General features: G+C 67.5%; 17 protein-coding genes and 1 pseudogene. 6 read left to right on the forward strand and 12 right to left on the reverse strand.

Annotated elements, in window-relative coordinates; genetic code table 11:
* The first annotated feature begins 65 nt into the window (after nt 1-65).
* Both AB0M74_RS13920 and AB0M74_RS13925 read left to right on the forward strand, forming a co-directional pair.
* A complete protein-coding gene (locus AB0M74_RS13920) occupies nt 66-1,145 on the forward strand; it encodes a hypothetical protein (protein WP_364906219.1) in 1,080 nt (359 codons plus the stop codon).
* A 92-nt stretch (nt 1,146-1,237) separates the two neighbouring features.
* A complete protein-coding gene (locus tag AB0M74_RS13925) occupies nt 1,238-2,419 on the forward strand; it encodes a PLP-dependent aminotransferase family protein (protein WP_364906222.1) in 1,182 nt (393 codons plus the stop codon).
* A gap of 441 nt (nt 2,420-2,860) precedes the next feature.
* On the opposite strand, the gene glpK is transcribed toward AB0M74_RS13925, so the two are convergent.
* Nucleotides 2,861-4,360: a glycerol kinase GlpK gene (gene glpK, locus AB0M74_RS13930; protein ID WP_364906225.1), complete on the reverse strand. Its 1,500-nt coding sequence runs from the start codon at nt 4,358-4,360 to the stop codon at nt 2,861-2,863.
* Nucleotides 4,361-4,636: 276 nt separating this feature from the next.
* Here glpK and AB0M74_RS13935 point away from each other — a divergent pair, with 276 nt between their 5' ends.
* The gene (locus AB0M74_RS13935) at nt 4,637-6,370 is read left to right on the forward strand and encodes a glycerol-3-phosphate dehydrogenase/oxidase (protein WP_364906227.1); all 1,734 of its coding nucleotides are present in this window, start codon (nt 4,637-4,639) and stop codon (nt 6,368-6,370) included.
* 4 nt (nt 6,371-6,374) lie between these two features.
* Here AB0M74_RS13935 and AB0M74_RS13940 read toward each other — a convergent pair whose 3' ends face one another.
* From AB0M74_RS13940 to AB0M74_RS13980, 9 genes and pseudogenes are all read right to left on the reverse strand, one after another.
* Nucleotides 6,375-7,685: a HAMP domain-containing sensor histidine kinase gene (locus AB0M74_RS13940; RefSeq protein ID WP_364906229.1), complete on the reverse strand. Its 1,311-nt coding sequence runs from the start codon at nt 7,683-7,685 to the stop codon at nt 6,375-6,377.
* Nucleotides 7,682-8,356: a response regulator transcription factor gene (locus AB0M74_RS13945; RefSeq protein ID WP_364906232.1), complete on the reverse strand. Its 675-nt coding sequence runs from the start codon at nt 8,354-8,356 to the stop codon at nt 7,682-7,684. The genes AB0M74_RS13940 and AB0M74_RS13945 overlap by 4 nt, the downstream gene beginning before the upstream one ends.
* A gap of 96 nt (nt 8,357-8,452) precedes the next feature.
* Nucleotides 8,453-8,653, reverse strand: coding sequence for a hypothetical protein (locus AB0M74_RS13950; protein WP_364906235.1), 201 nt, complete (start codon nt 8,651-8,653; stop codon nt 8,453-8,455).
* A gap of 98 nt (nt 8,654-8,751) precedes the next feature.
* A complete protein-coding gene (locus tag AB0M74_RS13955; RefSeq protein WP_364906238.1) occupies nt 8,752-9,414 on the reverse strand; it encodes a TetR family transcriptional regulator in 663 nt (220 codons plus the stop codon).
* Nucleotides 9,411-10,774: pseudogene (locus AB0M74_RS13960) on the reverse strand (FAD-dependent oxidoreductase). The gene AB0M74_RS13955 and the pseudogene AB0M74_RS13960 overlap by 4 nt, the downstream one beginning before the upstream one ends.
* Nucleotides 10,775-10,841: 67 nt before the next feature.
* Nucleotides 10,842-11,675, reverse strand: a complete 834-nt coding sequence (locus tag AB0M74_RS13965) for an MBL fold metallo-hydrolase (RefSeq protein ID WP_364906241.1) — start codon at nt 11,673-11,675, stop codon at nt 10,842-10,844.
* Nucleotides 11,675-12,241, reverse strand: coding sequence for a TetR/AcrR family transcriptional regulator (locus tag AB0M74_RS13970; RefSeq protein WP_364906243.1), 567 nt, complete (start codon nt 12,239-12,241; stop codon nt 11,675-11,677). Before AB0M74_RS13970 ends, AB0M74_RS13965 begins: the two co-directional genes overlap by 1 nt.
* Nucleotides 12,242-12,608: 367 nt before the next feature.
* Nucleotides 12,609-13,385, reverse strand: coding sequence for a DNA-formamidopyrimidine glycosylase family protein (locus AB0M74_RS13975; protein WP_364906247.1), 777 nt, complete (start codon nt 13,383-13,385; stop codon nt 12,609-12,611).
* Between the two features lie 93 nt (nt 13,386-13,478).
* Entirely contained in the window at nt 13,479-18,302 is a 4,824-nt protein-coding gene (locus AB0M74_RS13980; protein ID WP_364906249.1) for an ATP-dependent helicase, read from the reverse strand.
* A gap of 140 nt (nt 18,303-18,442) precedes the next feature.
* On the opposite strand from AB0M74_RS13980, the gene AB0M74_RS13985 reads away from it, so the two are divergent.
* Nucleotides 18,443-18,988, forward strand: coding sequence for a histidine phosphatase family protein (locus AB0M74_RS13985; protein WP_328409656.1), 546 nt, complete (start codon nt 18,443-18,445; stop codon nt 18,986-18,988).
* A gap of 10 nt (nt 18,989-18,998) precedes the next feature.
* Here the strand turns inward: AB0M74_RS13985 and AB0M74_RS13990 are convergent, their stop codons facing one another.
* Nucleotides 18,999-19,607, reverse strand: a complete 609-nt coding sequence (locus AB0M74_RS13990; protein WP_364906254.1) for a TetR/AcrR family transcriptional regulator — start codon at nt 19,605-19,607, stop codon at nt 18,999-19,001.
* A 69-nt stretch (nt 19,608-19,676) separates the two neighbouring features.
* On the opposite strand from AB0M74_RS13990, the gene AB0M74_RS13995 reads away from it, so the two are divergent.
* Together AB0M74_RS13995 and AB0M74_RS14000 are read left to right on the forward strand one after the other, a co-directional pair.
* A complete protein-coding gene (locus AB0M74_RS13995; protein ID WP_364906257.1) occupies nt 19,677-20,624 on the forward strand; it encodes a patatin-like phospholipase family protein in 948 nt (315 codons plus the stop codon).
* A 73-nt stretch (nt 20,625-20,697) separates the two neighbouring features.
* Nucleotides 20,698-21,537 carry an SDR family oxidoreductase gene (locus AB0M74_RS14000; RefSeq protein WP_364906259.1) on the forward strand — a complete coding sequence of 280 codons (840 nt, stop codon included), beginning with the start codon at nt 20,698-20,700 and terminating at the stop codon, nt 21,535-21,537.
* Between the two features lie 65 nt (nt 21,538-21,602).
* Here AB0M74_RS14000 and AB0M74_RS14005 read toward each other — a convergent pair whose 3' ends face one another.
* Nucleotides 21,603-22,814, reverse strand: a complete 1,212-nt coding sequence (locus AB0M74_RS14005) for an FAD-binding oxidoreductase (RefSeq protein ID WP_364906263.1) — start codon at nt 22,812-22,814, stop codon at nt 21,603-21,605.
* Nucleotides 22,815-22,862 lie beyond the last annotated feature (48 nt).

The following is a 22,862-nucleotide window of genomic DNA, read 5'->3' on the forward strand; positions in this document are numbered from 1 at the left end:
GATTCGACGGGTGGGGCGGTCGTTCGCGACCGCCCCACACGTGTGTCCTGGGGAAAGGATTTGGTGTGGGTTCCGAGGACGATGCGAAGGGCAGAGAATCCGGCCAGCCCAGGTCGGAATTCGGTCCACCGATGGGCGACTTCGGCCCGCCGGTATCGGAATTCGGGCCGCCGGTCGGCGAATTCGGCCCTCCCATGGGCGACTTCGGTCCGCCCGTGGACGATTTCGGTCCGCCGACGAGTGGTCAACCGCCGCAGTGGTCGGAGCCCGCGGCCGATCATCCCGAGCTGATCTGGCGTCCGGCGGATGAACCGCCTGCGATGCCGCCTCCACCCGCGCAGTATCGAGCGCCCGACACCACGGTCTTCCCCGATGCGCCGCCGCCCGCGCCACCGGTTCCGCGGGCGCCGCAGCCTCCGGTCGATGCGGACGAAGAGCTCACCCCTGGTCCCCAGGCGGCGCCGCCCGGTGTCGAACGCGATACATGGTGGAACCAGCCCGCCGACGGCGGCGGTGTCCCGACGCCACCGCCGGCTTCCGAGCCCGGCCTGTCGTGGTCGGACGATCCGATTGCCAAGCGCCTGGCTCCCAGCGCCATCCCGACCCCGGTGTTCACTACGAATCGGCAGAAGAAGGGGTCGCGCGGCCGCTGGATCGCGCTCGGCTCGGTCGCCGCGGCGGCGGTCGTGGGCGCGCTGGTGACGACCATCATCGCGGTGAACCGCGATAACGGCGGCGGGTCCGCTGCGCCGCCTGTTACGCCGACCGGCGCGTTGAACTGCCAGGCAAGCAAGGACGGCAAGGTGACCGTCGGCAACGGTGCCGGTGATACCAATAGCGGACCAGGCGCGATTCTCGGTTTCCAGTACGCGTACTTCGTCGAGCGCAGTGGGGAGCGGGCCCGCAGCTACCTCGCGCCGGACGCGGAGTACTTGTCGCCCGCGGAAGTTCTGCAGAAGGCCATCAACGAGGAGATTCCGGTGGGCACCACGCACTGCGTCCGGATCGCCGAGACCGCCCCGGACACCTACGATGTGGACTTGACCGCGCTCCGTGTCGACGGCACGACCATCGTGTACCCACAAACGGTCATCACGGTCGACCGGGAAGGCAGAAAGTTGATACTCGCGGTCCAGAAACGTTGATCTCTCCCATAATATGGGAAGCGGTTTCATATTTTGGTACCGGATCTGGGACAGTCGGGTGTCGTGTATCCATGGTGTCCCTGGAGGTGCGTATGCCGACGACTATCCCACCGCTCGCAGGCAAGCTCGGCAGTCTGCAGAGCTCGGCGATCCGCGATCTGCTGAAGCTCACCACCCGGGCCGACGTGATCGGCCTGGCGGGCGGCCTGCCCGATGCCGCGCTGATGCCGCGCGAACGGATCGCCGCCGCCGCGGACACCGCGCTGAGCGGTGCGAGCTGCCTGCAGTACACCGAATCGTCCGGCTGGGCGCCGCTGCGTGCCGTACTCGCCGAGCGTGAGTCGGCCCGGCTCGGCCGCGTCGTCCCGGTCGACGAGGTGTTCGTCACCCACGGCTCGCAACAGGCACTGTCGCTGCTTGCCGAGGTCCTGTTGGATCCCGGCGCTCTGGTAATCGTCGAGGATCCGGCGTATGTCGGTGCGCTGCAAGTGTTCCGGGCAGCGGGGGCGCGGATCATCGCAGTGCCGCTGGATGCCGAGGGCATGCGGGTGGATCTGCTCACGGAGCTGCTCGGGCGCGGCGAACGTCCCGCGTTCGTACACACCGTCAGCAACTTCCACAACCCCGGCGGGGTGACGATGAGCCGACAGCGTCGTCGCGAACTGGCGGAGCTGGCCGATGCCCACGGTTTCTGGGTGATCGAGGACGATCCGTACGGGGAGTTGTGGTTCGACAGTCCCGCCCCCGAACCGGTTGCCACCTACTCGGGCAACGTGATTCGGCTTTCCAGCGCCTCGAAGATCCTCTCGCCCAGCCTGCGCGTCGGCTGGATGGTTGCGCCCGACCGGGTCTGCCGCGCGGTGGAACTGCTGAAACAGGGGGCGGACCTCTGTGGTTCGGCACTCACCCAGCAGATCGCCGCCGAGCTACTCGCTGACGAGACCTGGCTTACCGCCCACGTCGACAACGTCCGTACTGCCTACGGCGCCCGGGCCAAGGCCCTGGTGCACGCCGTGCGTAACCGCTTCGACGATCGAATCGTCTGCACCGACGCGACCGGCGGCATGTTCGTCTGGGCCGATTTCACCGACGATACCGATACCCAGGCGCTCCTCCCGCGCGCACTGGCCGAAGGTGTCGCCTACGTTCCTGGCTCGGCCTTTGCGGTGGAGGGCGGCTACCGCAACTCGATGCGCATGTGCTTCACCACCTCGGATGCCGCGACGCTGACCGAGGCCGTCGACCGATTGGCGCGTGCTGTGGTGAATCAGTGACTGCCACATAATCTTTCGGACTGCCACATTGATCGATCCCTCTTGCTGTGGAGTGACCCGCTGTCGTAGCGTCGGTATCGACGTCACGGGAGGGAGTCAATTCATGATCGCGAAATTCATAACGGGTGCGCTGATTGCAGGCGGCATGGTTTTTCTTGCGCCGAGTATCGCCACAGCGGGTCCTTGTCAGCCGGTGACCACCGACTGCCTGCCCCCTCCGCCTCCGCCGCCGCCCTGCCAGCCGGTGACGACGTCGTGTCGGCCCGCTGCTCTGCCGCTGTCCGAGTTCTAGTCCACGGTCAGCGCGGATCACCGCAGAGTTCGGCGGTGGGATGCACCGCAGAGTGCGGTGCATCCCACGGTTATCGCATTCGGAAATGTGCAGCCCAGGTTCAGCGTGCCTGATGGCAAATAGGTTGTGCCACGGACGGTTCGGGTCGATCAAGAGGCCCAGTTGTAGGTTCGTTCCACGGCCCTGTTCCACTCTGTGAGGTGATGGTCGCGGTCCGTGGCGGACATGGCCGGTTCCCAGGTCTTGTCGGCGGCCCAGTTGGCGCGGATGTCATCGGTATTCGGCCAGTAGCCGACTGCGAGTCCGGCGGCGTAAGCCGCACCGAGAGCAGTGGTTTCGTTGACCACCGGACGGACGACGGGGACGTCGAGGATGTCGGATTGAAACTGCATCAGCAGGTCGTTGCCGACCATGCCGCCGTCCACCTTCAGCGTTGTCAGTTCGAGGCCGAGCTGTTCGGATTCGGCATCCGCGCGCATGGCGTCCACCACCTCGCGGGTCTGAAATGCGGTGGACTCCAGTACCGCTCGCGCCAGGTGACCTTTGTTGACGAAGCGGGTGAGGCCGGCGATAACGCCGCGCGCATCCGGCCGCCAGCGCGGCGCGAACAGCCCGGAAAACGCGGGCACGATGTAGGCGCCGCCGTTGTCGTCGACGCTGCGGGCCAGCGGTTCGATCTCCTCGGCTGTGGAGATGATCCCCAAGTTATCCCGGAACCACTGCACCAATGAGCCGGTGACCGCGATCGAGCCTTCCAGTGCATATGCGGCGGGTTCTTCGCCGAGCCGGTAGCAGACGGTGGTGAGCAGCCCATGCTTGCTGACCACCGGCGTTGTCCCGGTGTTCAACAACATGAAATTGCCCGTGCCATAGGTGTTCTTGGCTTCGCCGGGGGCCAGGCAGGCCTGGCCGAAGGTCGCCGCCTGCTGATCACCGAGGATGCCTGCGACCGGAATGCCGGCCAGCGGGCCCGCCGTGATCTCCGCGTACACCTCCGACGAGCTGCGAATCTCCGGCAGCATCGCCTGCGGCACACCGAATTCCGCGCAGATCTGTGGATCCCAGTGCAGCGTACGAAGATCCATCAGCATGGTGCGCGAGGCATTGGTCACGTCGGTGATGTGCTCGCCGGTGAGGTTCCACAGCACCCAGCTGTCGATGGTGCCGAAACACAGCTCGCCCGCTTGGGCGCGTGCGGCGGCGCCCTCGACGTGATCGAGGATCCAGCGCAGTTTCGGTCCGGCGAAGTAGGTGGACAGCGGCAGGCCGGTGCGGTCCTGATAGCGGGTCGCACCGTACTTGCCGCCCAGTTCGGTCACCAGCCGGTCGGTGCGGGTGTCCTGCCAGACAATGGCGTTGTAGATCGGCTTGCCGGTGGCGCGGTCCCACACCACCGTTGTTTCGCGCTGGTTGGTGACGCCGACTGCCGCGATGTCGTCCGCGCCGAGACCGGTGGTCCGCAGGACCTCGCCGAGGACGAATTCGATATTGCGCCACATGGTTTCCGGATCGTGCTCGACCCAGCCCGGTCGCGGGAAGATCTGCTCGTGCTCCCGTTGGGCGACGCCGACCACGCGGCCGTGCCGGTCGAACACGATGCACCGACTCGACGTCGTGCCTTGATCAATGGCGGCCACATAGCGACGCATTCGTGCAGGCTACTAAATACGGCGCGCGCTGCGGGTCGAACGACGCGACACCGTGGGTGTCGAACGCGGTGCGCAGCACCTCGCGTGGTGGGTGTCGCCGGACTACTGTGGACCTCGGTTACCGGTCGGTAGCTCACCGACGACACGGCCGGTGCCACCGCCGGGGATTCGCCCCCGACTCGCATAGCCTGTACCCAGAGCAGCTCGATCGTGTGCCCGTGAAGACCTACAACGTCGTCTACATCCGACGCCGTCGTCGTCTGGAGGAGTCGAGCAATGACCAAGAATCCGGAATCGCAGTTCCTCGGCCCCCAGCAGCGCGCGGCGGCATGGGAGCGGTTCGGCAACGATCACTTCGACGTCGTCGTGGTGGGCGGTGGAGTGGTCGGGGCCGGAATCGCGCTGGACGCGGCGACCCGCGGCCTCAGTGTTGCCCTGGTCGAGGCGCGTGACCTCGCCTCCGGTACCTCCAGTCGGTCCTCGAAGATGTTCCACGGCGGCCTGCGGTATCTGGAGCAGTTGGAGTTCGGGCTGGTGCGGGAGGCGCTGCGCGAGCGCGAACTCGCACTGTCCACACTGGCGCCGCACCTGGTGAAACCGCTGTGCTTCCTCTACCCGCTGACCCACCGGGCCTGGGAGCGCCCGTATGTGGCGGCCGGTCTGGTGCTCTACGACACTATGGGCGGCGCTAAATCCGTGCCAGGACAACGTCATCTTTCTCGGCACGGTGCGCTGCGGTTGGCGCCGGGCCTGCGGCCCGACTCGCTGATCGGCGGTGTCAGCTACTACGACACGGTCGTCGACGACGCCAGGCACACAATGACCGTCGCTCGCACTGCCGCGCACTACGGTGCGGTGATCCGCACTTCCACCCAGGTCGTCGGGTTCCTGCGTGAGGCCGACCGTGTCGTCGGAGTGAAGGTCCATGACAGCGAGGACGGACGCACCGCCGAAGTCCGCGGCCATGTGGTGATCAACGCGACGGGTGTCTGGACCGACGAGGTGCAGGCGCTCTCGCGCAATCGCGGCCGATTCCACGTGCGCGCCTCCAAAGGCGTGCACATCGTGGTGCCGCGCGACCGCATTGTCAGTGATGCCGCCATCATCCTGCGTACCGCGACTTCGGTGCTGTTCGTGATTCCGTGGGGCGCGCATTGGATCATCGGAACCACCGACACCGACTGGAATCTGGACCTCGCCCATCCCGCGGCGACCAAGGCGGATATCGCCTACCTGCTCGATCGGGTGAATCGGGTGCTGGTTACGCCGCTCACGCCCACCGACATCGATGGCGTGTACGCGGGATTGCGGCCTTTGCTTGCGGGAGAAAGTGATTCGACCTCGAAACTCTCACGTGAGCACGCCGTCGCGCGGGTCGCGCCGGGTCTCGTCGGCATCGCGGGTGGCAAGTACACCACCTACCGAGTGATGGCCTACGACGCGGTCGACGAAGCGGCGCACGATATTCCGGCCCGGGTGTCGCCCTCGATCACCGAGAAGGTCCCGCTATTGGGTGCCGACGGCTATTTCGCGCTGATCAACCAAACGGTGCAACTGGCCGAGTCCTACGGCGTGCACCCGTACCGGATCGAGCACCTGCTGGACCGCTACGGCTCGCTCATCAACGACGTGATGGCCGTGGCCGACGGCAAACCAGAACTGCTGCAACCGATTACGGACGCGCCGTCGTATCTGCAAGTGGAGGCCGTTTACGCGGTGGCGGCGGAGGGCGCGCTGCACCTGGAGGACATCCTGGCCAGGCGCACCAGGATCTCCATCGAGTATTCGCACCGGGGCGCGAACTGCGCCGAACAGGTGGCCGGGCTCGTCGCGCCGATCCTCGGCTGGGACGACGACGACATCGACCGCGAGGTGAAGACCTACCAGGCCAGAGTCGAGGCCGAGATCCGCTCGCAGACCCAGCCCGACGACGCCTCCGCCGACGCGCTGCGCGTTGCCGCACCCGAGCCACGCCCGGAGATTCTGGAACCGGTACCGCTGGACAGCTGAGCCGTCAGGAGTGGCCGAGCGACGGCGGCGGCAGGGCGATCGAGACGATGGTGCCGCCGCCCGCGGCCGGTTCCATTGATGCGTTGCCACCGTGCAGGTCCGCGATCCAGGCCACCAGCGCCAGGCCGATGCCGCTGCCGCGTCCCGCGGTCACGCCGCGCTGGAACGGATTACTCGACAACTGCGGATTGATGCCGGCACCGTGATCGCGGACGCTGACGCGACCATCTGCCACATGTACCTCGATCGGCGCGGCACGGTTCACCGCGCCGTGCACGATCGCATTCTCGATCAGATTGCGAACCGCGAGGCTCAGTAGGTCCGGATCGCCGACCACCACTGTCGGATAGGCCTGGACAACGATGTTCGCCTGCGGAAACTCCTCGACAACCGATTCGGTGAGCTGATCGAGCAGCAGCTGCACCTTCTCCATCGTGGTGACCCCTGCCTGCATGCGCGCCCTGGCGAGCAGACCGGCGACGATGCGCTCCATCCTGTCCCCGAGGGCCCGTGCGTCGGTCAGCGCGCGCTGATTGTCCTGCGGCGCGCGATCGCGTGGCTCGGTGACCAGCCGCAACGTGGTCAGTGGGGTGCGCAGTTCGTGGGCGGCATCGCCGAGGAACCGCTCCTGTTCCTCGACCATCACCAAGGCCTGGCGCATGCTGCGGCCCGAGAGCAGGTGTCCCGCGATGGCCGAGAGCGCGACCAGCGTCGCGCCGCCGACGACGAGTCCCCAGATCAGCAGCGCTCGATCACGGTCCCACAGGCCAGGATTCGTGCCCGCGATGACGACCGCCTGGATTCGGGAGTCCTCCCACGAGATCGGTGTCGCTGCGATACGGACGGGTCGGCCCATATTGTCAACTCCGTTGCCGAACACCGTTTCCCCCGCGAAGACGGCGTCATCGGCCAGGGCGGCGGCACCGTTGTCCGCGGGCAACCAGGTGCGCAGGTGCGCGTAGCTCTCCGTCCACTTGCCGTCGCCGTCGGAGCTGACGATCATGACCGCGGTTTCGCCGTTGGCGAGGGCGTCGTTCTCGATCTGGCTCAGGTCGAGGATGTCCTCGCCCGGAGGGAGATTGACGGCTCGGTACAGCCCGGTCACCACTCGGTCGAGGGAATTGTCGATGGCATGATCGCGTGAGCGCGAGTCGATCGTCGCCGCGACCAGCCCGAGGATGATCAGCGATGTCGCGGTGATCGCGGTGATCAGTGCCGTCAGCTGCCAGCGGGTCCGGCGCAGCCTTGCCACCGCGGGTCGGTCGGCGGTGGCACCGATGGACCGGCCGCCGAGGGGTACGGGCAGCGAACTCATGGTGCGAATGGTTCACTTCCGATCAGGAAGCCGGTGCCGCGAACGGTCTCGATCACCGACGGCGGCCCGAGCTTGCGGCGCAATTGCGCGACCACCACATCGACCACGTTCGACGCGGGTTCGGCCATTTCGTCCCAGCAGCATTCGATGAGCTCGGAGCGGGACACGACGGTGCCCGCGCGGGTGGCGAGCAGTTCGAGCACGGCGAATTCCTTGGGGGTCAGCGAGCGCAGGATGCCCGCGCGCTGCACGCGGCGGCGTGGCAGATCGATGTCGATGTCGCCGAGCACGATTCGTGCGGGCGCAGGCTGCTCACGCCGTCGACACAGGGCGCGCACCCGAGCGGCGAGTTCGGCCAGGGCGAAGGGCTTGACCAGGTAGTCGTCGGCGCCGTTGTCGAAGCCCGAGATCCGGTCCGCGAGCCCGTCGCGGGCGGTCAGTATCAGCACCGGCACGCGCATGCCCGCGGCCCGCCGGGCGGCGACGAGGTGCAGGCCGTCGCCGTCGGGCAGTCCGCGGTCGACGACGAGGCAATCGTAGGTGTTGACGGTGATCTTGAGATCGGCGTCGGCGAGGTGGTGCGCGAGGTCCACCGCAAAGCCCGCCGCCCGTAGTCCCGCCGCCACCTCATTGCCGAGACCCTTGTCGTCCTCGACCACCAAAACCCGCACGAGGTCTGAGAATACGGAACTTCAGACACCGCGTGCGGGCCGGAGTCCGACCGGCCCAACCCCCTCCGGGCCGGTCGGTACTCGGAACTCGATCGATCAGAAGGTGTGCAGGTCCCAGCCGTTGGCGACCTCGACGCACTGCCACTGGGTGCCGCCGGTCCTGGGGGAGTCGCCGTCGGCCGCACAGGCCTCATAGGTCGCGTAGTTTCCGATGAACTCGGCGTTCGCGGCGCCGGTGCCCGCGGCGAGCGCACCGAGGGCGAAAATTCCTGCGGCAATGGCGGTCTTGGTCTTCATGGTCTGGATTTCCTCTCGTTCCCCGCGCGGGTTCTCCGCGCTGGAACAAGAAAACCAATCGCATCGTGAGGATTTCGTGATGATGACGAAACCGCAGGTCAGCGAGTCTTGTTGGGGGCTTCGACGCGCGCGGCCCATGCCACGAGCGAACGCAGATACCGCAGCACCATGGCGTCGGGATACCGATCCCGGTCGGTCAGATGCAGCCGGGCCAGTTCTTCCAAGGCTGCCAACATGATCCGCTCGGTCGCACCGTCCGGGTCGACGGTGACTCCGGTGAAGTGCGACAGGTGACGCGCACCGATCGCGCGCGCATAGGCGCGGCCGAGTTCGAGTCGTTCCCGTAGATCGGGTGGACCGCCTTCGGGCGGGCTCAAGATGATCTGCCAGCTGGTCGGTGCGGCGTGGAGATACGCGAGCACGCCACGGCCGACCTCGTCGACGTCGTAGTCGGTGCCCGACCAGTCGACGCTGCCGACACCGGCCAGTGCGACGGCCGTCTCACGGTCCAGCAGTGCGGCCATCAGGCCCGACAGGTCGGTGAACTGCTGATACACCAGAGCGCGTGCCACCCGGGCCTCGCGTGCCACACGATCGATGCTCACCGCGCCGAACCCGTCGGCGGCCACGATGTCGCGCGCTATATTCAGCAACTGCGTGCGCCGGTCGGCCGCGGACATGCGGCGCTTCGGCGCGGTGTCAGGCTCTGCGATGCTTGCCCTGGCCGCGCGGTGCTCGGATGTGGAGCGCTCCGTGGTCACAACACAGACGGTAGCGTAAGCAGCTGGTCCACGGCCTGTGCGGCGCTCTGCACGGCGCTTTCCATGGTGGCCGACCAGTCGGTGGCCGTCCAGTCGCCTGCGAGCACCAGTGTCGGCACCGAGGTCCGCTGGTCCGGCCGCAGCCCATGGGTGCCGATCACCTGGGAAAAGGTGGCCTTGGGCATCCGAACCACATGGCCCTGAATGACTTTCGCGTCCGCGGCGGCAGGGTAGTAGCGGCGTAGCAGCGCCATCTGCTCGGCGACGATCGCTTCGTTGGTCTTGTGGATCTGCTGGTAGGCGCCGCTGGTGGTCAAGCAGTACAGCCAGGCTTTGTCGGTGCTGCGGCCGGTCATCCGCTGTCGGTCGAAGACCTCGTCGATGACGCCGGTGCCGCCGATCAGCGCCTCGAACTGCGAGGTGGTACCCAATGGTCGGTCGAGGTAGAGATTGGTGCTCACGATCGGGGTGTAGCCGAGTTTGTCTGCGGCCGCGTAGATCTCGGCGTGCTCCGGTAATTCGTCGAGCAGGCCGCCCACGTTGGAGTTGGGGACCGCGCACACCACCGCGTCGGCGGGCACCACGGTGCCGTCGGCCAGCCCAACGCCGGTCACCACACCGTCGACGATGTGGATTCGCCGGGCCACCGCGCGTCGGCGAACTTCGACTCCGTGTCGCTGGAAGACCCTTTCGGCACCGGTGACGAAAAGCGTGTCCGGTCGGTGGTCGGATAGCCGATGGTGGCAGGTTGCCGATGTTTGATGCCGAGCCGGATTCCGGTGGCCATCACGTCGGCGAGTACTTTCGCCGATTCCTGTTCGACCGGCTCGGCCGCGACGCCGAGCGCGAGCCAGTCCCACAGCGCTTCACGCGCGGTGGCGGGCATACCGATCCGTTGGAACCACTGTTCGGTGGTGAGATCGGCGAGATCGGCAGGCTGGTGCAGGCATTGCCAGCCGAGGCGCAGGGTGGCGCGCGCCGCGCGCAGCCGGTCGAGCAGGCTCGCGTCGGGGTGGGCGCCGAACAGGGTGCGCAGTGCGCCGATGCCCTTCGTCGCCATGGTCGTGTGGCGACCATCGGGCCAGCGCAACGTGGCATGGTGCGGGAAGGCGACGAACTCGCGGGTTTCGATGCTGGTCAGATACCGGAAGAGGTGGTCGTAGCCGCTGGCGATCACATGCTGGCCATTGTCGGGGAGATCGTCGACCGCATCGACCTTCATGGCATGGGTTCGGCCGCCGAGCCTGCCTCGACGCTCCAGCAGGGTGACCTGCTTGCCTGCCTCGGCCAGCCAGACGGCGGAGGCGAGCCCGGCCAGCCCGCCTCCGATGACCACATACCGTCGCGGATCGTTCACGATGCACTCCCTCGATTAACTTACAAAATGTAAGTTAATCGAAAGGGTGTGCGGCGTCAAGGGTTTCGCTTCAGGCCCGCACGTGTTGGAGGGCGCGTAATTCGGCGGCGTTGTGCGCGGAGAAGATGGTCACCTCATCGCCGTGATCGCGCACCAGCTCGCGCAGGCGGTGCTGGTTTTCGATGCGGGGACCCGGCAGCGTCTGCATGCTGCGTTCGAAGATCGAAATGCCGATCGGCTGCTGTGGGTGAACGAGATCCAGCGTGCCGGGATGGAAATACGAGTCACCCGCCGAGAGCAGCCAGCCGTCGCCGGTGTCGACCGCGACGCCCGCATGCCCTCTGGTGTGGCCGGACAGCGGGATCAGCAGGATCTCGGGAGGGAGACCGGTCAACTGTCGTACTGCGTCGAATCCGAACCAGCTTTCCCCGAAGTCCGAATACGCTTCCCAGCGTGGGCCGTGCCTGAACTGTGGGGCCTTGTAGCGGAAGCGCTCCTTGGGGCCGTAGGCGCCCTCGAGGGAGTGCAGTTCCTCGGCGTACACGTGTACCCGCGCGTTCGGGAAGTCGGCGAGGCCGCCCGCATGATCGAGATCGAGATGGGTGAGCACGATGTCGCGGACGTCCTCGCGGCGGAAACCCAGCGCTTCCACCTGGTATGCCGTCGTCTGCTCGAGTTCGAGGACCGGGTTGGTGAGGAGCAGGAACTTGCTGCCCAGCCATTCCTTGGGGTGGCGCACCGCCTGTTCGCCGATTCCTGTCTCGATCAGGACAAGCCCGGAATCGAGCTCGATCAGCAGGCAGTGGCAGATCATTTCGGCACGGCGCAGTAGGCCGCCGGTGCCGTCGACGAGTCGGCCGCCGAATGGGCGCATGGTGCCGCCGTTGAGGTGATGGATTCGCATCAGGAGAGCTCTCGTTCGAAGGTGGTGCGGAGATGGTCGGCGACCGCACGCAAAGGCGCGGGGTCACGTTGGGTCTTGGCGAGCAGTAGGGCGCCCTCGATCATGGCGAGCGCGACGTTGGAGAGGTTGGCCGCTCTTTCGGCTTCGATGCCCTTGTCTCGCAGGAACTTGTCGATCGTTGCGCGCCAGGACTCGAAACCGGCGACACAGGCTTGCCGGATCGGTTCGCTGTCGGCCGAGGCGTCCAGCGCAACGGTCGCGATGGGGCAGCCGCGCTCGAAGTCGGAGTCGACGAGGATCGCGGTCAGGGCATCGAAGACGGTGCTCAGGTCGCCGCCGCTGCCGAGGATGGTGTCGACCGCTTCGCGCAGGCGGTCGCCGGACTGGGTGAGTGCCTCGGCCGCGAGCTGTTCCTTGCCGCCGGGGAAGTGGAAGTAGAACGAGCCCTTCGGGGCGCCGCCCGCGGTGACGAGCTGGTTCAAGCCGGTGGCGTGATAGCTCTGTGTCTGGAAGAGGTCGGCGGCGGCATCGAGGAAGCGCTGACGCGAGCCGGTGCGTGGTGCCATGCTCCGACGGTAGCAGTAACTATGACGACCGGTCTAGTGAATCAGGGAAGGTGTTCGCTGAGATCGTCGGTGGAGATCGAGGGAGGCCGCGGGGTGGGGGTGGTCGAATCACCCGTCGACGCAGTCGAATGCGCTAGGCAGTAGGTGAACACTACGATGGCGGCGATAGCCGCGACGGCAACGAGCAGACGAATGGCAATCGCGAATAGCTGCGACCTTCTGGTCTGCCAACTGATCATTTGCCGTCCTCATGGTGCTCGCTGACGCCTTCCGATGATGTTGTCGCGCGGCGGTAGAGAAGTATTAGCGATGGAATGGCAATCACGCCGGCGGCAGAGCTTTCTGCGTGTCGGTGTCGGTGGACCTGTCAGGCAGGTGGGGGCTGGCAGCGCGGGCAGAAGTAGATACCACGCTCGCGTTGGGTGATGCGGTCGCCTGGCCCGGTTTCGCCGAGCAGGTGGACCACGATCGGGGTGCCGCAGCGTTGGCAGGGGCGGCGGGTGCGGCCATAGGCCAGCGCGCGCCACGGCGGTTCGGTGGCGGCCTTGGTGAGCACCCGATGCGCCTCGTTGACCAGTGCCAGCAGATCGGGGACATCGGCGACGGTGGTGGCCGGGTGCACCCGACGTAGGAAGCAGATCTCGCTGCGGTAGATATTGCCGATGCCCGCCAGGTTCCGCTGGTCGAGCAGCGCGAGCCCGATCGGTTGCGCGGGGTGCTGGGTCAGCCGCCGCATCGCCTCGGCGACGTCCCAGTTCGCAGCGAGCAGATCGGGACCGAGGTGATCGATGACGGTGTGCTCGTCCGCACGGCGTAGCACCTCGACGGTGCCGAGTGCGAAGCCGACCGCCTCGGTGTCCTCGGTAGCGAGTACCAGGCGTGCGGTCACCCGCGGCCGGGTCCAGCGTTCCCCGGTGCAGTAGGTGCGCCATTCGCCCTCCATTTTCAGGTGGGTGTGGACGCTGACCTCCGGTGTCCTGATGAACAGGTGCTTGCCGTAGCTGCCGATGCTCTCGATCGGTTGTCCCCGCAGGTCGACGGTGGCGTAGCGGGGCACACGGAAATCGCTGCGGGTCAGCGTCTTTCCGTCGAGCGCTAGGCGTAGCCTGCTCGCGGTCAGGAAAACCGTGTCGCCCTCAGGCATGGTCGGAGGGTAGGTCGGTCGAGAAGCGCTGGGGCGCGAAGTGGTCGGTCGCGCAATGGCAGGGTGTGGAGGAGCTGGTCACGCCATAGCGGGTCACGGTTGCCTCCGCAGGCGGAGACCGCGTGGCGTCTGTGCGAATCCTGCCTCGGTGAGGAAACCGGCGAAGGTGTTGCCGTGCACAGATTCTCCATCGACCTTGTCGATCACCAGTGAGTCGACGCGGCGGTCGCGGACCAGACCCGCCAGCGCGGTGGCGGCGGCCTGGCGTGCGTTCGGATCCTCGGTGAAGGTGAGTAGCGTCTTGCCGCCGCGTTCCAGGTAGAGCGTCAGCTCGCCATCGATCAGCACGACGATCGCGCCCGCCTTCCGGCCGGGCCGGTGGCCCGCGCCGTCGATCGAACCCTTGGGCCACGGCAGGGCCGCGCCATAGGGATTCGCGGGATCGCTCGCCGCCAGCGCGAGCGCGGAGCCGGTGCGCCGCCGCTGCTCGGGGCTGTTCGAACGGTCGGTGTCGAACGAGCGGAGCCGGTCGACGACATCGGTGGTGGAGAACTGCGCGCCGCCCAGCGAATCGATGAAATAGCCACGGCGACAACGTCCACGGTCTTCGAACTCGGTGAGCACGCGGTACATGAGCGCGAATCCGCCCGGCACACCTTCGTTCTGGACCGAACCACGAGTCAGCACACCGTAACGCTCCAACAACATGTCCGCCGTCGCATGCGCGCGAACGGTGTTGTCCACCACCCGATCCGGTAGCAGCGACCACCGGCCCGCGACCGCGGGCGGCCCGGACCGAGTCGGCGTGCTCGGCCGGGGCAGGTAGACGCGGCCCCGGGGCGCGCGGCGTGGCATGCGGTGCGCGGTCGTCGTGCGTGCGGTGCCGGACAGTAGTGCGCGGACCGGTGCGAAAGTGTCACCCGCGACGACGCCGGCCCACACCAGCTCCCACAGGGCGGCAGCCACTTTCGCGTCGTCCAGCAGCCCGGTCGAGTCGGAGAGGTGCCGGAAGAAATACGCGCCGCCGCCCTGCGATATCGGCGGCAGTCGCAGCGTCGGTGAGCTGCCGTCGTCCACTGCGCGATGTCCGGCGGCTGTGTCATCGGTCGCGACCGATGCTTCCGCCGAGGTGGTGGCCTCGATCGGCGTCCACGGTGCGATCGCTGCACCGAGTGCGGTGAGCAGGCGCAGGTGTACCTCGGCCAGTTCGATGTCGTCGGCGGGCGGCAGTGTGAAGGGTGCTTGGTCGGCCGGATGCAGGGCGATCCAGCCGTCTTTGGCGGTGAGGGCGCCGTGGCCGGACCAGATCACTTCGCCGGTGGCCATCAGTTCGTCGAGCATGGCGGGGGAGTAGTCGCGGACCCGGGCGGGCAGGATCAACGATTCCCAGGCCGAGGCGGGGATCGGCACGCCCGCCAGCTGTTCCACCACCCCGGCGACGCCGTCCACGCCGCGCAGTTCGCCGGTGCCGATGTGCTGCCAGGCCGGCAGGAAACGCCCGAAGGCCGCGGTGGCGACCGGCTCGACCTCGTGGCGTGCCGCCGCCAGTGATCGGCGACGCAAGCGGCGAAGGACCTGGGTGTCGCACCATTCCGAGCCGCTGGCCGCCGGGGTGAATTCACCTTCCGCCACCCGCTTTTCGGCAACGAGGCGATGCAGGGCGGTGGCGGCGACGGCGGTGCCGATGCCGAATCGGGCGGCTACTGCCTCGGTGCCGAACGGCCCGTGGGTGCGTGCGTAGCGCCCGACCAGGTCGCCGAGTGGGTCCGCGACCGGTTCGATGAAGGCCGCCGGCGTGCCGATCGGCAGCGGCACCCCGAGCGCGTCGCGCAGCCGGGCGGCGTCCTCCACCGCCACCCACCAGCCGCGGCCTGCGAAGGTAACCTCCAGTGCCCGACGCGCTTTCACCAGTTCGGCGAACCATTCGACGGGGTCGGCCTCCGATCGGGCGTCCTCGGCGTGTGGGCTGCTCGCACGGTCCCGATCGGTGTCGTCCGCGCGGACGCATCGCGCGATCGCTTCGTCGGCGGTGAGTGGTCCGAGCAGGCGCAAGAGGTCGGCCAAACCTTCGGCATCGCGGGCTCGGCGTTCCGGGGTCAGCCGTTGCAACTCCTGCTCGGTCTGCTCGATGATCGCCGCGTCCAATAGTTCGCGCAGTTCCACCCGGCCGAGTAGTTCCGCGAGCAGGCTGGAGTCCAAGGACAGAGCCGCGGCGCGGCGCTCGGCGAGCGGGCTGTCGCCGTCGTACATGAACTGCCCGATGTAGTCGAACAAGAGGGCGTTGGCGAACGGCGACGGTGTCGCGGTCTCCACCTCCACCAGCCGCAGTTCTCGGCGTGCCACCCGACCGAGCAGATCGCGCAGCGACGGCAGATCGTAGACGTCCCGCAGGCATTCACGCACCGTCTCCAACAGGATCGGAAAGTCGGGGAACTTACGCGCCACATCCAGCAGTTGCGCCGAGCGCTGACGCTGCTGCCACAGCGGCGCCCGCTTGCCGGGATCGCGCCGCGGCAGCAGCAGTGCTCGTGCGGCGCACTCCCGGAAGCGGGAGGCGAACAGCGCGGAACCGCCGACCTGCTCGGTGACGATCTCATCGATCTCGTCGGGATCGAACACGAAAAGCTCTGCGCCGGGAGGATCGTCGGTGGTGTCGGGCAGCCGCACCACGATGCCGTCGTCCGACGAGGTCGGGCCGGCGTCGACACCGAATCGCTCGCGCAGCCGTGCGCCGATGGCCAATGCCCATGGCGCGTGTACCGGCTGCCCATAAGGCGAGTGCAGCACCAGCCGCCAGTCCCCGAGCTCGTCGCGGAAGCGTTCCACGATCAACGTTCGATCGGTGGGCAGTTGACCGGTGGCGGTGCGTTGCTCCTCGAGCAGGGTGAGCAGGTTGGTCGCCGCATTGTCGTCGAGGCCCGCGCCCCGCATGATCTGCGCGAAGCCTGCGCCATTGTGCGACGAATCGGCCGCGCCGGACACCCGCGCCGAGACACCGGTCTTACTGCGCGACGGTCGTTTTCGAGGCGTGTCGGCAGTAGCGACAGTGCGTTGCGCAAGGGCCGCGGTGGAGTCTTGTCCGGCTTTGCGGATGAATTCGCCCAACGCCGCACCGAGTTCCGCGGGGCGGCCGAGCCCGTCGCCGTGCCAGAACGGCAGGCGTCCCGGCTGCCCGAACGCGGGCGTCACCAATACGCGGTCGAAGGTGATCTCCTCGATCCGCCAGCTGGTCGCACCGAGGGCGAAGACATCGCCGACACGGGATTCGTACACCATTTCCTCGTCGAGTTCGCCCACCCGCGAGGCTTTTTCGCCGACCATGAACACCGCGAACATGCCGCGGTCGGGGATCGCGCCACCGGAGGTCACCGCGAGGCGTTGCGCGCCGGGTCGCCCGCTCAGTGTGCCCGCGTCCCGGTCCCACACCACGCGCGGTCGCAGCTCGGCGAACTCGTCGGAGGGGTAGCGGCCGGACAGCAGATCCAACACCGACTCATAGGCCGAGCGCGGCAGCGCGGCGTAACTGCCGGTACCGCGCACTGTTTCGAACCACCCGTCGACATCGATCGATTCGAGCGCGCATGCCGCGACCGTCTGCTGCGCCAGTATGTCCAGCGGATGCGCCGGGATCTGGATCGCCTCGATCTGTCCCGCGGTCATGCGCTGCGAGGCGACCGCGCAGTGGATCACATCCGTGCGATGCTTCGGGAACAGCACGCCGCGGGAGATCTCGCCGACCTGATGTCCGGCACGCCCGATCCGCTGCAATCCGCTGGCCACCGAGGGCGGTGCCTCCACTTGCACCACCAGATCGACTGCGCCCATGTCGATGCCGAGCTCGAGACTGCTGGTGGCCACCACGCAGCGCAGTCGGCCGCTCTTGAGGTCGTCCTCGATGAGTGCGCGCTGCTCCTTGCTCACCGAACCGTGGTGCGCCCGCGCGAGCAGCTGCCCGGCGCCGTGGATCACTTCCGTCGACGCCCCGAGCTGCGCGGGCGGCTTGTGCTCGGTGTCGACGGGCTCACCGATGCGCGCCGCGTAGGTCTCGTTGAGCCGTGCGGTAAGTCGTTCGGCCAGCCGCCGGGAGTTCGCGAAGACAATGCAGGAGTGGTGCTCGAGCACCAGGTCCACGATCGCTTCGTCCACATGTGGCCAGATGGAACCCGGCTGATCGGAGTCGCCCGGCTCGGTCATGTCCGCCACCGGCACGCGCACCGACAGGTCGAAGGTCTTCGGCGCGGGCGGCGACACGATGGTGATCGGCGCATTGCCGACCAAGAACCGCCCGACCTCCTCGGGTGGCCGCACGGTGGCCGAGAGCCCGATTCGCTGCACCGGTCGCTCGGTCATCAGATCCAGCCGGGCCAGCGACAACGCCAGATGGGCGCCGCGTTTCCCGCCCGCGATGGCGTGCACCTCGTCCACGATCACCGTGTGGACATCGCTGAGGGTCTCGCGGGCCGCGGAGGTCAGCATGAGGAACAAGGATTCCGGTGTGGTGATCAGGATGTCCGGCGGCGTGCGCTGCATCGACCGCCGGTCTGCCGCGCTGGTGTCGCCCGACCTGACCCCGACCGTGATGGCAGGTGGATCGAGGCCGAGCCGTCCGGCTGTCTGCGTGACACCGACCAGCGGTGCGCGCAGGTTGCGTTCCACGTCGACCGCCAGCGCTTTGAGCGGTGACACATAGAGCACCGAGGTGCCGCGAACAGGGGGCTTGCCTTCGGGTTTCGGCCGGCTAGCGAGCTGATCGATCGCCCACAGAAACGCCGACAACGTCTTTCCCGAACCGGTCGGAGCCACCACCAAGGTGTGCTCACCTGCCGCGATGGCCTTCCACGCGCCCAGCTGAGCGGCGGTCGGCGCGGGAAAGGCCCCGTCGAACCACTCCTGGGTCGCGGTGGAGAACTGAGCCATTCCATCAGTCTGCACCCGGCCACCGACAACTCATCCTGCCGTGCAGGTAGCCCGGCGGGTGTCGCCGTCCTGCCAACTGTCCGAGCGAAGGCAGAGCAATCGAATAACGGCTACCTCCGCCGCGCCGTACGCTTCCATCCGTGCAAAAGGTGCTCAGACTCGACCTGGTCAGCCATGGCATGACCGAGGCGATGCGAAAAGCACGTTTTCCGGTCGACGAGTCGCTCACCGAGGCGGGCCGCAGGGCAATCGCCGCATGCGGGCCGCTTACCGCCGCTCGAGTCCTCACCGGCCCCGAACGCCGGGCCGTGGAAACCGCGGCCCTGATGGGGTTGCCGGGTGAGGAGGACACCCGGCTGCGCGACCTCGACGCGGGGGCGTGGCGCGGTGGCGAATTGATGTCGGTGCCCCAGGACGAGCTGTACGCCTGGCTGACCGACCCGCAGTTCCGCGGCCACGGCGGTGAATCCGTGGTGGACGTGGTCGAGCGGACCAGATATTGGATGGCCGAGATCGCCTCCGAAGGCATGTCCACCATCGCGATCACCCATCCGGCGGTGATCAGGGCGGCCTTGCTCGTCGCATTGGACGCGCCGCCGAAATCGTTCTGGCGGATCGACATTCCGCCGGGCAGCGTCACCCGGCTGCATTACCGCGGTGAGTGGACGCTGCACTTCACCGCGTGAGCGTGCGTTGTTACGCACGCGGTACCCCGCCGCCGGAGGTCACCAGCAGCCGCACGGCATCGGTGATCAGCCGGGCCGGGATCGATGGATCGATAGCGCGCTGCATGCCTAGGCCGATACCCATGCTGAGGATCGCGCTCGCGGCTTCCTCCGCGGGCATCGGCAAGGGAACTCCGACCGTGTCGGACAAACTCTGCACTTGCCCGGCGACGGCGCCGCGCACCATGGCGAGGTTGGACACCAGCGCGGCCTGCAGTTCGGGGTCGTCGCGGGCGACCGTCGCGAACTCGAATTCCAGCAGGGTCCAGCCGACGTCGCCGAGGGTGCGTTCGGCCCATTCCTGGAAGCGCTCCAGCTGATCGTCCAACGTGTTGCCCGCCGCGATCAGGTCGGTGACCTCTTGGAATTTGGTGGCATGGATGAGCCCGAGCACCTCCAGGCCGAGTTCCTTTTTGGTGCGGAAGTTCGAGTACACCGCACCCTTCGAATAGCCCGCTTCCTCGGCGACCCGCTCCAGGCTGGTCTTCGCGTAGCCCTCGGCCAGGAAGAGGTCGCGTGCCGTGGCGATCAGGTCCGCGCGGGTGCGGGCCTGGCTTTCGGACCGGGTCAGACGTGCCATGCGGATGATTCTACGTACCGACGGATTTCAGATACCGAAGGTATTTGGATTCTGCTAGTGTTCGGAACTATGGGTAACAAAAGCGGGTCACAGCGGCGTGGCCTTGCCATCGGATGCGGTGGCACGCTCGGTGCCGCCTGGATCGTCGCCGCGCTCGCCGCGACCCGTGACGTACTGGGCTGGGATCCGCGCGAGGCGGACGTGTTGATCGGCACCTCCGCGGGCGCGGAGACGGTGACCATGCTCGGCAGCGGCATCGGGGTCGACGAGCTGATCGCGATGCAACGCGGCACCTCGACAAATCCGATTCTGTTGGCGCACATGCGGTCCGAACCCGGACGCTTTCCGCCGCTGCCGCGCCCGCGGCTCGGCTCGTTGCGACTGCCCCTGCGCCGCACCGAGTCCGGGCAGGCACTGCTCACCGCGGGCAGTGGCCTGCTGCCGGTCGGCCGCGGTGACCCGGGTTGGTTGCAGCAACTCGCCGAGCGGTTGAACCCGGGCCGCACCTGGGTGCCACACCCCGCGACTCGGCTGGTCGCCATGGATTACGACACTGGCGAGCGTGTCGCGTTCGGCGCCCCTGACGCGCCGGAGACGACGCTGGGCGAGGCGCTGCGGGCGTCGTGGGCGGTCCCGGGCTGGTTCCCGCCGGTCTCGATCGCGGGTCGCCACTTCATCGATGGCGGCACCGGGTCGACAGCCTCGGTAGACCTGCTCATCCCGGAGAAGCTGGATGAGGTTGTGCTGCTTGCCCCGATGGCCTCGACGGGTCGGATCCCGGCGACCACGCCGGGCCACTTCCTCGAGCGGCAGCTGCGGAACCGGATGAGCGCGCAGCTCGATGTCGAGGTCGCCCGACTGCGCGCGGCAGGCACCAAGGTGCTGCGCGTCGATGCTACCGCCGCCGATCTCGCGGTGATGGGGCCCAACTTCATGGACGGCCGCCGCCGTCCCGACACGTTCGAACACAGCCTGCACAGCACCCGCCGAGTACTGGAACAAGGAGTTTTTCTATGAGCGAGCACAGCCGACACATCGGGCGCCGGTGGGCATTGTGTGTGCCGGAGCCGAAGGCGAGCGAGGCGTGGGCATGAGCATTCTCGGACAGAATTACCCCGACATCGATATCCGAGGCGCTCGGGTGCTCATCACCGGCGCGGGCCGCGGCATCGGTCGGTCCGCGGCGGAGCTGTTCGCCGCCGAAGGCGCCGAGATCGCGATCGCCGATGTCGACACCGCCGCAGCCGAATCCGCCGCTGCCGCCGTCGGCGCGCGCGCCTTCGAACTCGATGTGCGGGCTCGCGACCAGTGGGACAAGGCGGTCGCCGACTTCGGTCGCATCGACATTCTGGTCAACAATGCGGGCGTCATGCCTGCGGGTTCTTTTCTCGACGAACCGGACGCCGTCGGGCGCGCCACCATGGATATCAATGTGTGGGGCCTGATCAATGGCATGCGCGCCGTGGTCCCTGACATGATCGAGCGCGGCCACGGCCACGTCGTCAATGTGGCCTCGCTGGCGGGCAAGATCCCGGTGGCCGGTCTCGCCGTCTACAACGCGAGCAAGTTCGCCGCCGTAGGTCTCTCGGCAGCAACGCGTTTGGAGTTCGCGCCGCACGGTGTCAGTGTGAGTTGTGTGCTGCCTTCGGCGGTCCGCACGCGTCTGTCGTCGGGTTTGACCCTCGGCAAGGGCATGCCGACCGTCGACCCCGAAGACGTCGCCGCCACCATCGTGCACACCGTCCACACCCGCAAAGCCGAAGTTGCGGTCCCCCATTACCTCGGCCCCATCGACATCGCCCTCGCGGCCGCCCCCGAACGCGCAGTCCGTTTGGTGCGCAAGCTCTTCGACGGCGACCGCGCCCTGCACCCCGCCGACTACGAGATCCGGGCCGAGTACGAGGAGCAAGTCCGCTCGATCACCGAGTAACCCCGCCTGTCCCGCCGACTGACCGACGGTGCGGCATCCCAGCGGGTGTCCGGTCCGGCGGGGTGTCAGTGGGCGTTGTAGATGCCCTGGTAATTGGTCAGGGCGGTGGCACGGATCTTTTCGTCGCTCCAGTGGGCGAAGCGGTTGGGGGACAAGCGGTCCGGGTCGACCAGGAGGTCGCCGGTGCCGAGGAGCATGTTGGCCAGCTGGCGTCCCACGCCTGCGGCGTGGGCTACCCAGGACGCCTCGGCGATCCACAGGCCGGGTGCTCCGGCGGCGGGGCCGACGAGGGGGAGTTCGTCCGGTGTCAGGGCGAATACGCCGTTGAGGTGGCGTCCGCGGGTGGCGTTGCGGAAGGCGGGGACCATGGCGGTGGCCGCGGCGAGGGCATCGCCGAAGTCATTGTCGCGGAACGGCTGTTCAGCGGAGGTGAGTGACGCCGTCGGTGTCAAGGGGGCCGGGGTGTGTGAATAGGTGCCCAGTCCGTAGCGGCGGCCGTGACGACGGGTGTAGACCGTGTGGTCCGGATAGCGGACTATCGGCGCATCGATGGGGGTGTCGTCGAGGTCGGGCTGCTCGGCGGTGAAGAGATACGGGTGCTGGACATCGATCATGGGGAGCCGTACTCCGGCTCGTCCGGCCAGGACGGGACCCCACATGCCGGTGGCGAGCACGACGTGCTCGGCAGGTAGCAGCTCGTCATCGGTTCCGGTCCGCGCACCGATGATTCGGTCGCGTTCCTGCGCCAACGCCTGCACGGGGGTGTTCCAGCGGAACCGCGCACCGCCGCGTTCGGCGGCATCGATGAGGCTGTGGGTCAGCCGGGCGGGATCCGCCGCGCCGTCCGAAGGGATGTACAGCGCGCCCAACGCCCGGTCGGCGTCGACCAGTGCCGGAGCCATAGCCACTGCCGCCGCGGCATCGATCACCTGAGCCTCGATGTCCCATTGCCGCCCATGGTCGACATCGCGGTGCGCTTGTTCGAGACGTTCGGGAGTTGTGGCGATCTCCAGGCAGCCGACCTGCCAGAACATCGGCGTTGCCGCGGCCTGTGACAACCCCAGGTACGTCGCGACACTGTCTTTGGCCAAGACAACCAATTCCGGTGTGGCACTGAGTTGCCCGACGAATCCAGGAGCCAGACCGGTCGACCCGGGCAGGACATCACGCGCACGGCTGTCGACGACTGTCACCTGATCGTGCCCGAGCTGGACAAGGTGATAGGCCACCGAGGCTCCGACGACACCGGCACCGATGATCAAGACGCGTTCACTCACCCGCTACACCCTACGCCGGTGCGGGACCGCGGGTGGGCGGCCTGGCAG

This window comes from Nocardia sp. NPDC051463 (assembly GCF_040681975.1).
Lineage (GTDB): Bacteria > Actinomycetota > Actinomycetes > Mycobacteriales > Mycobacteriaceae > Nocardia.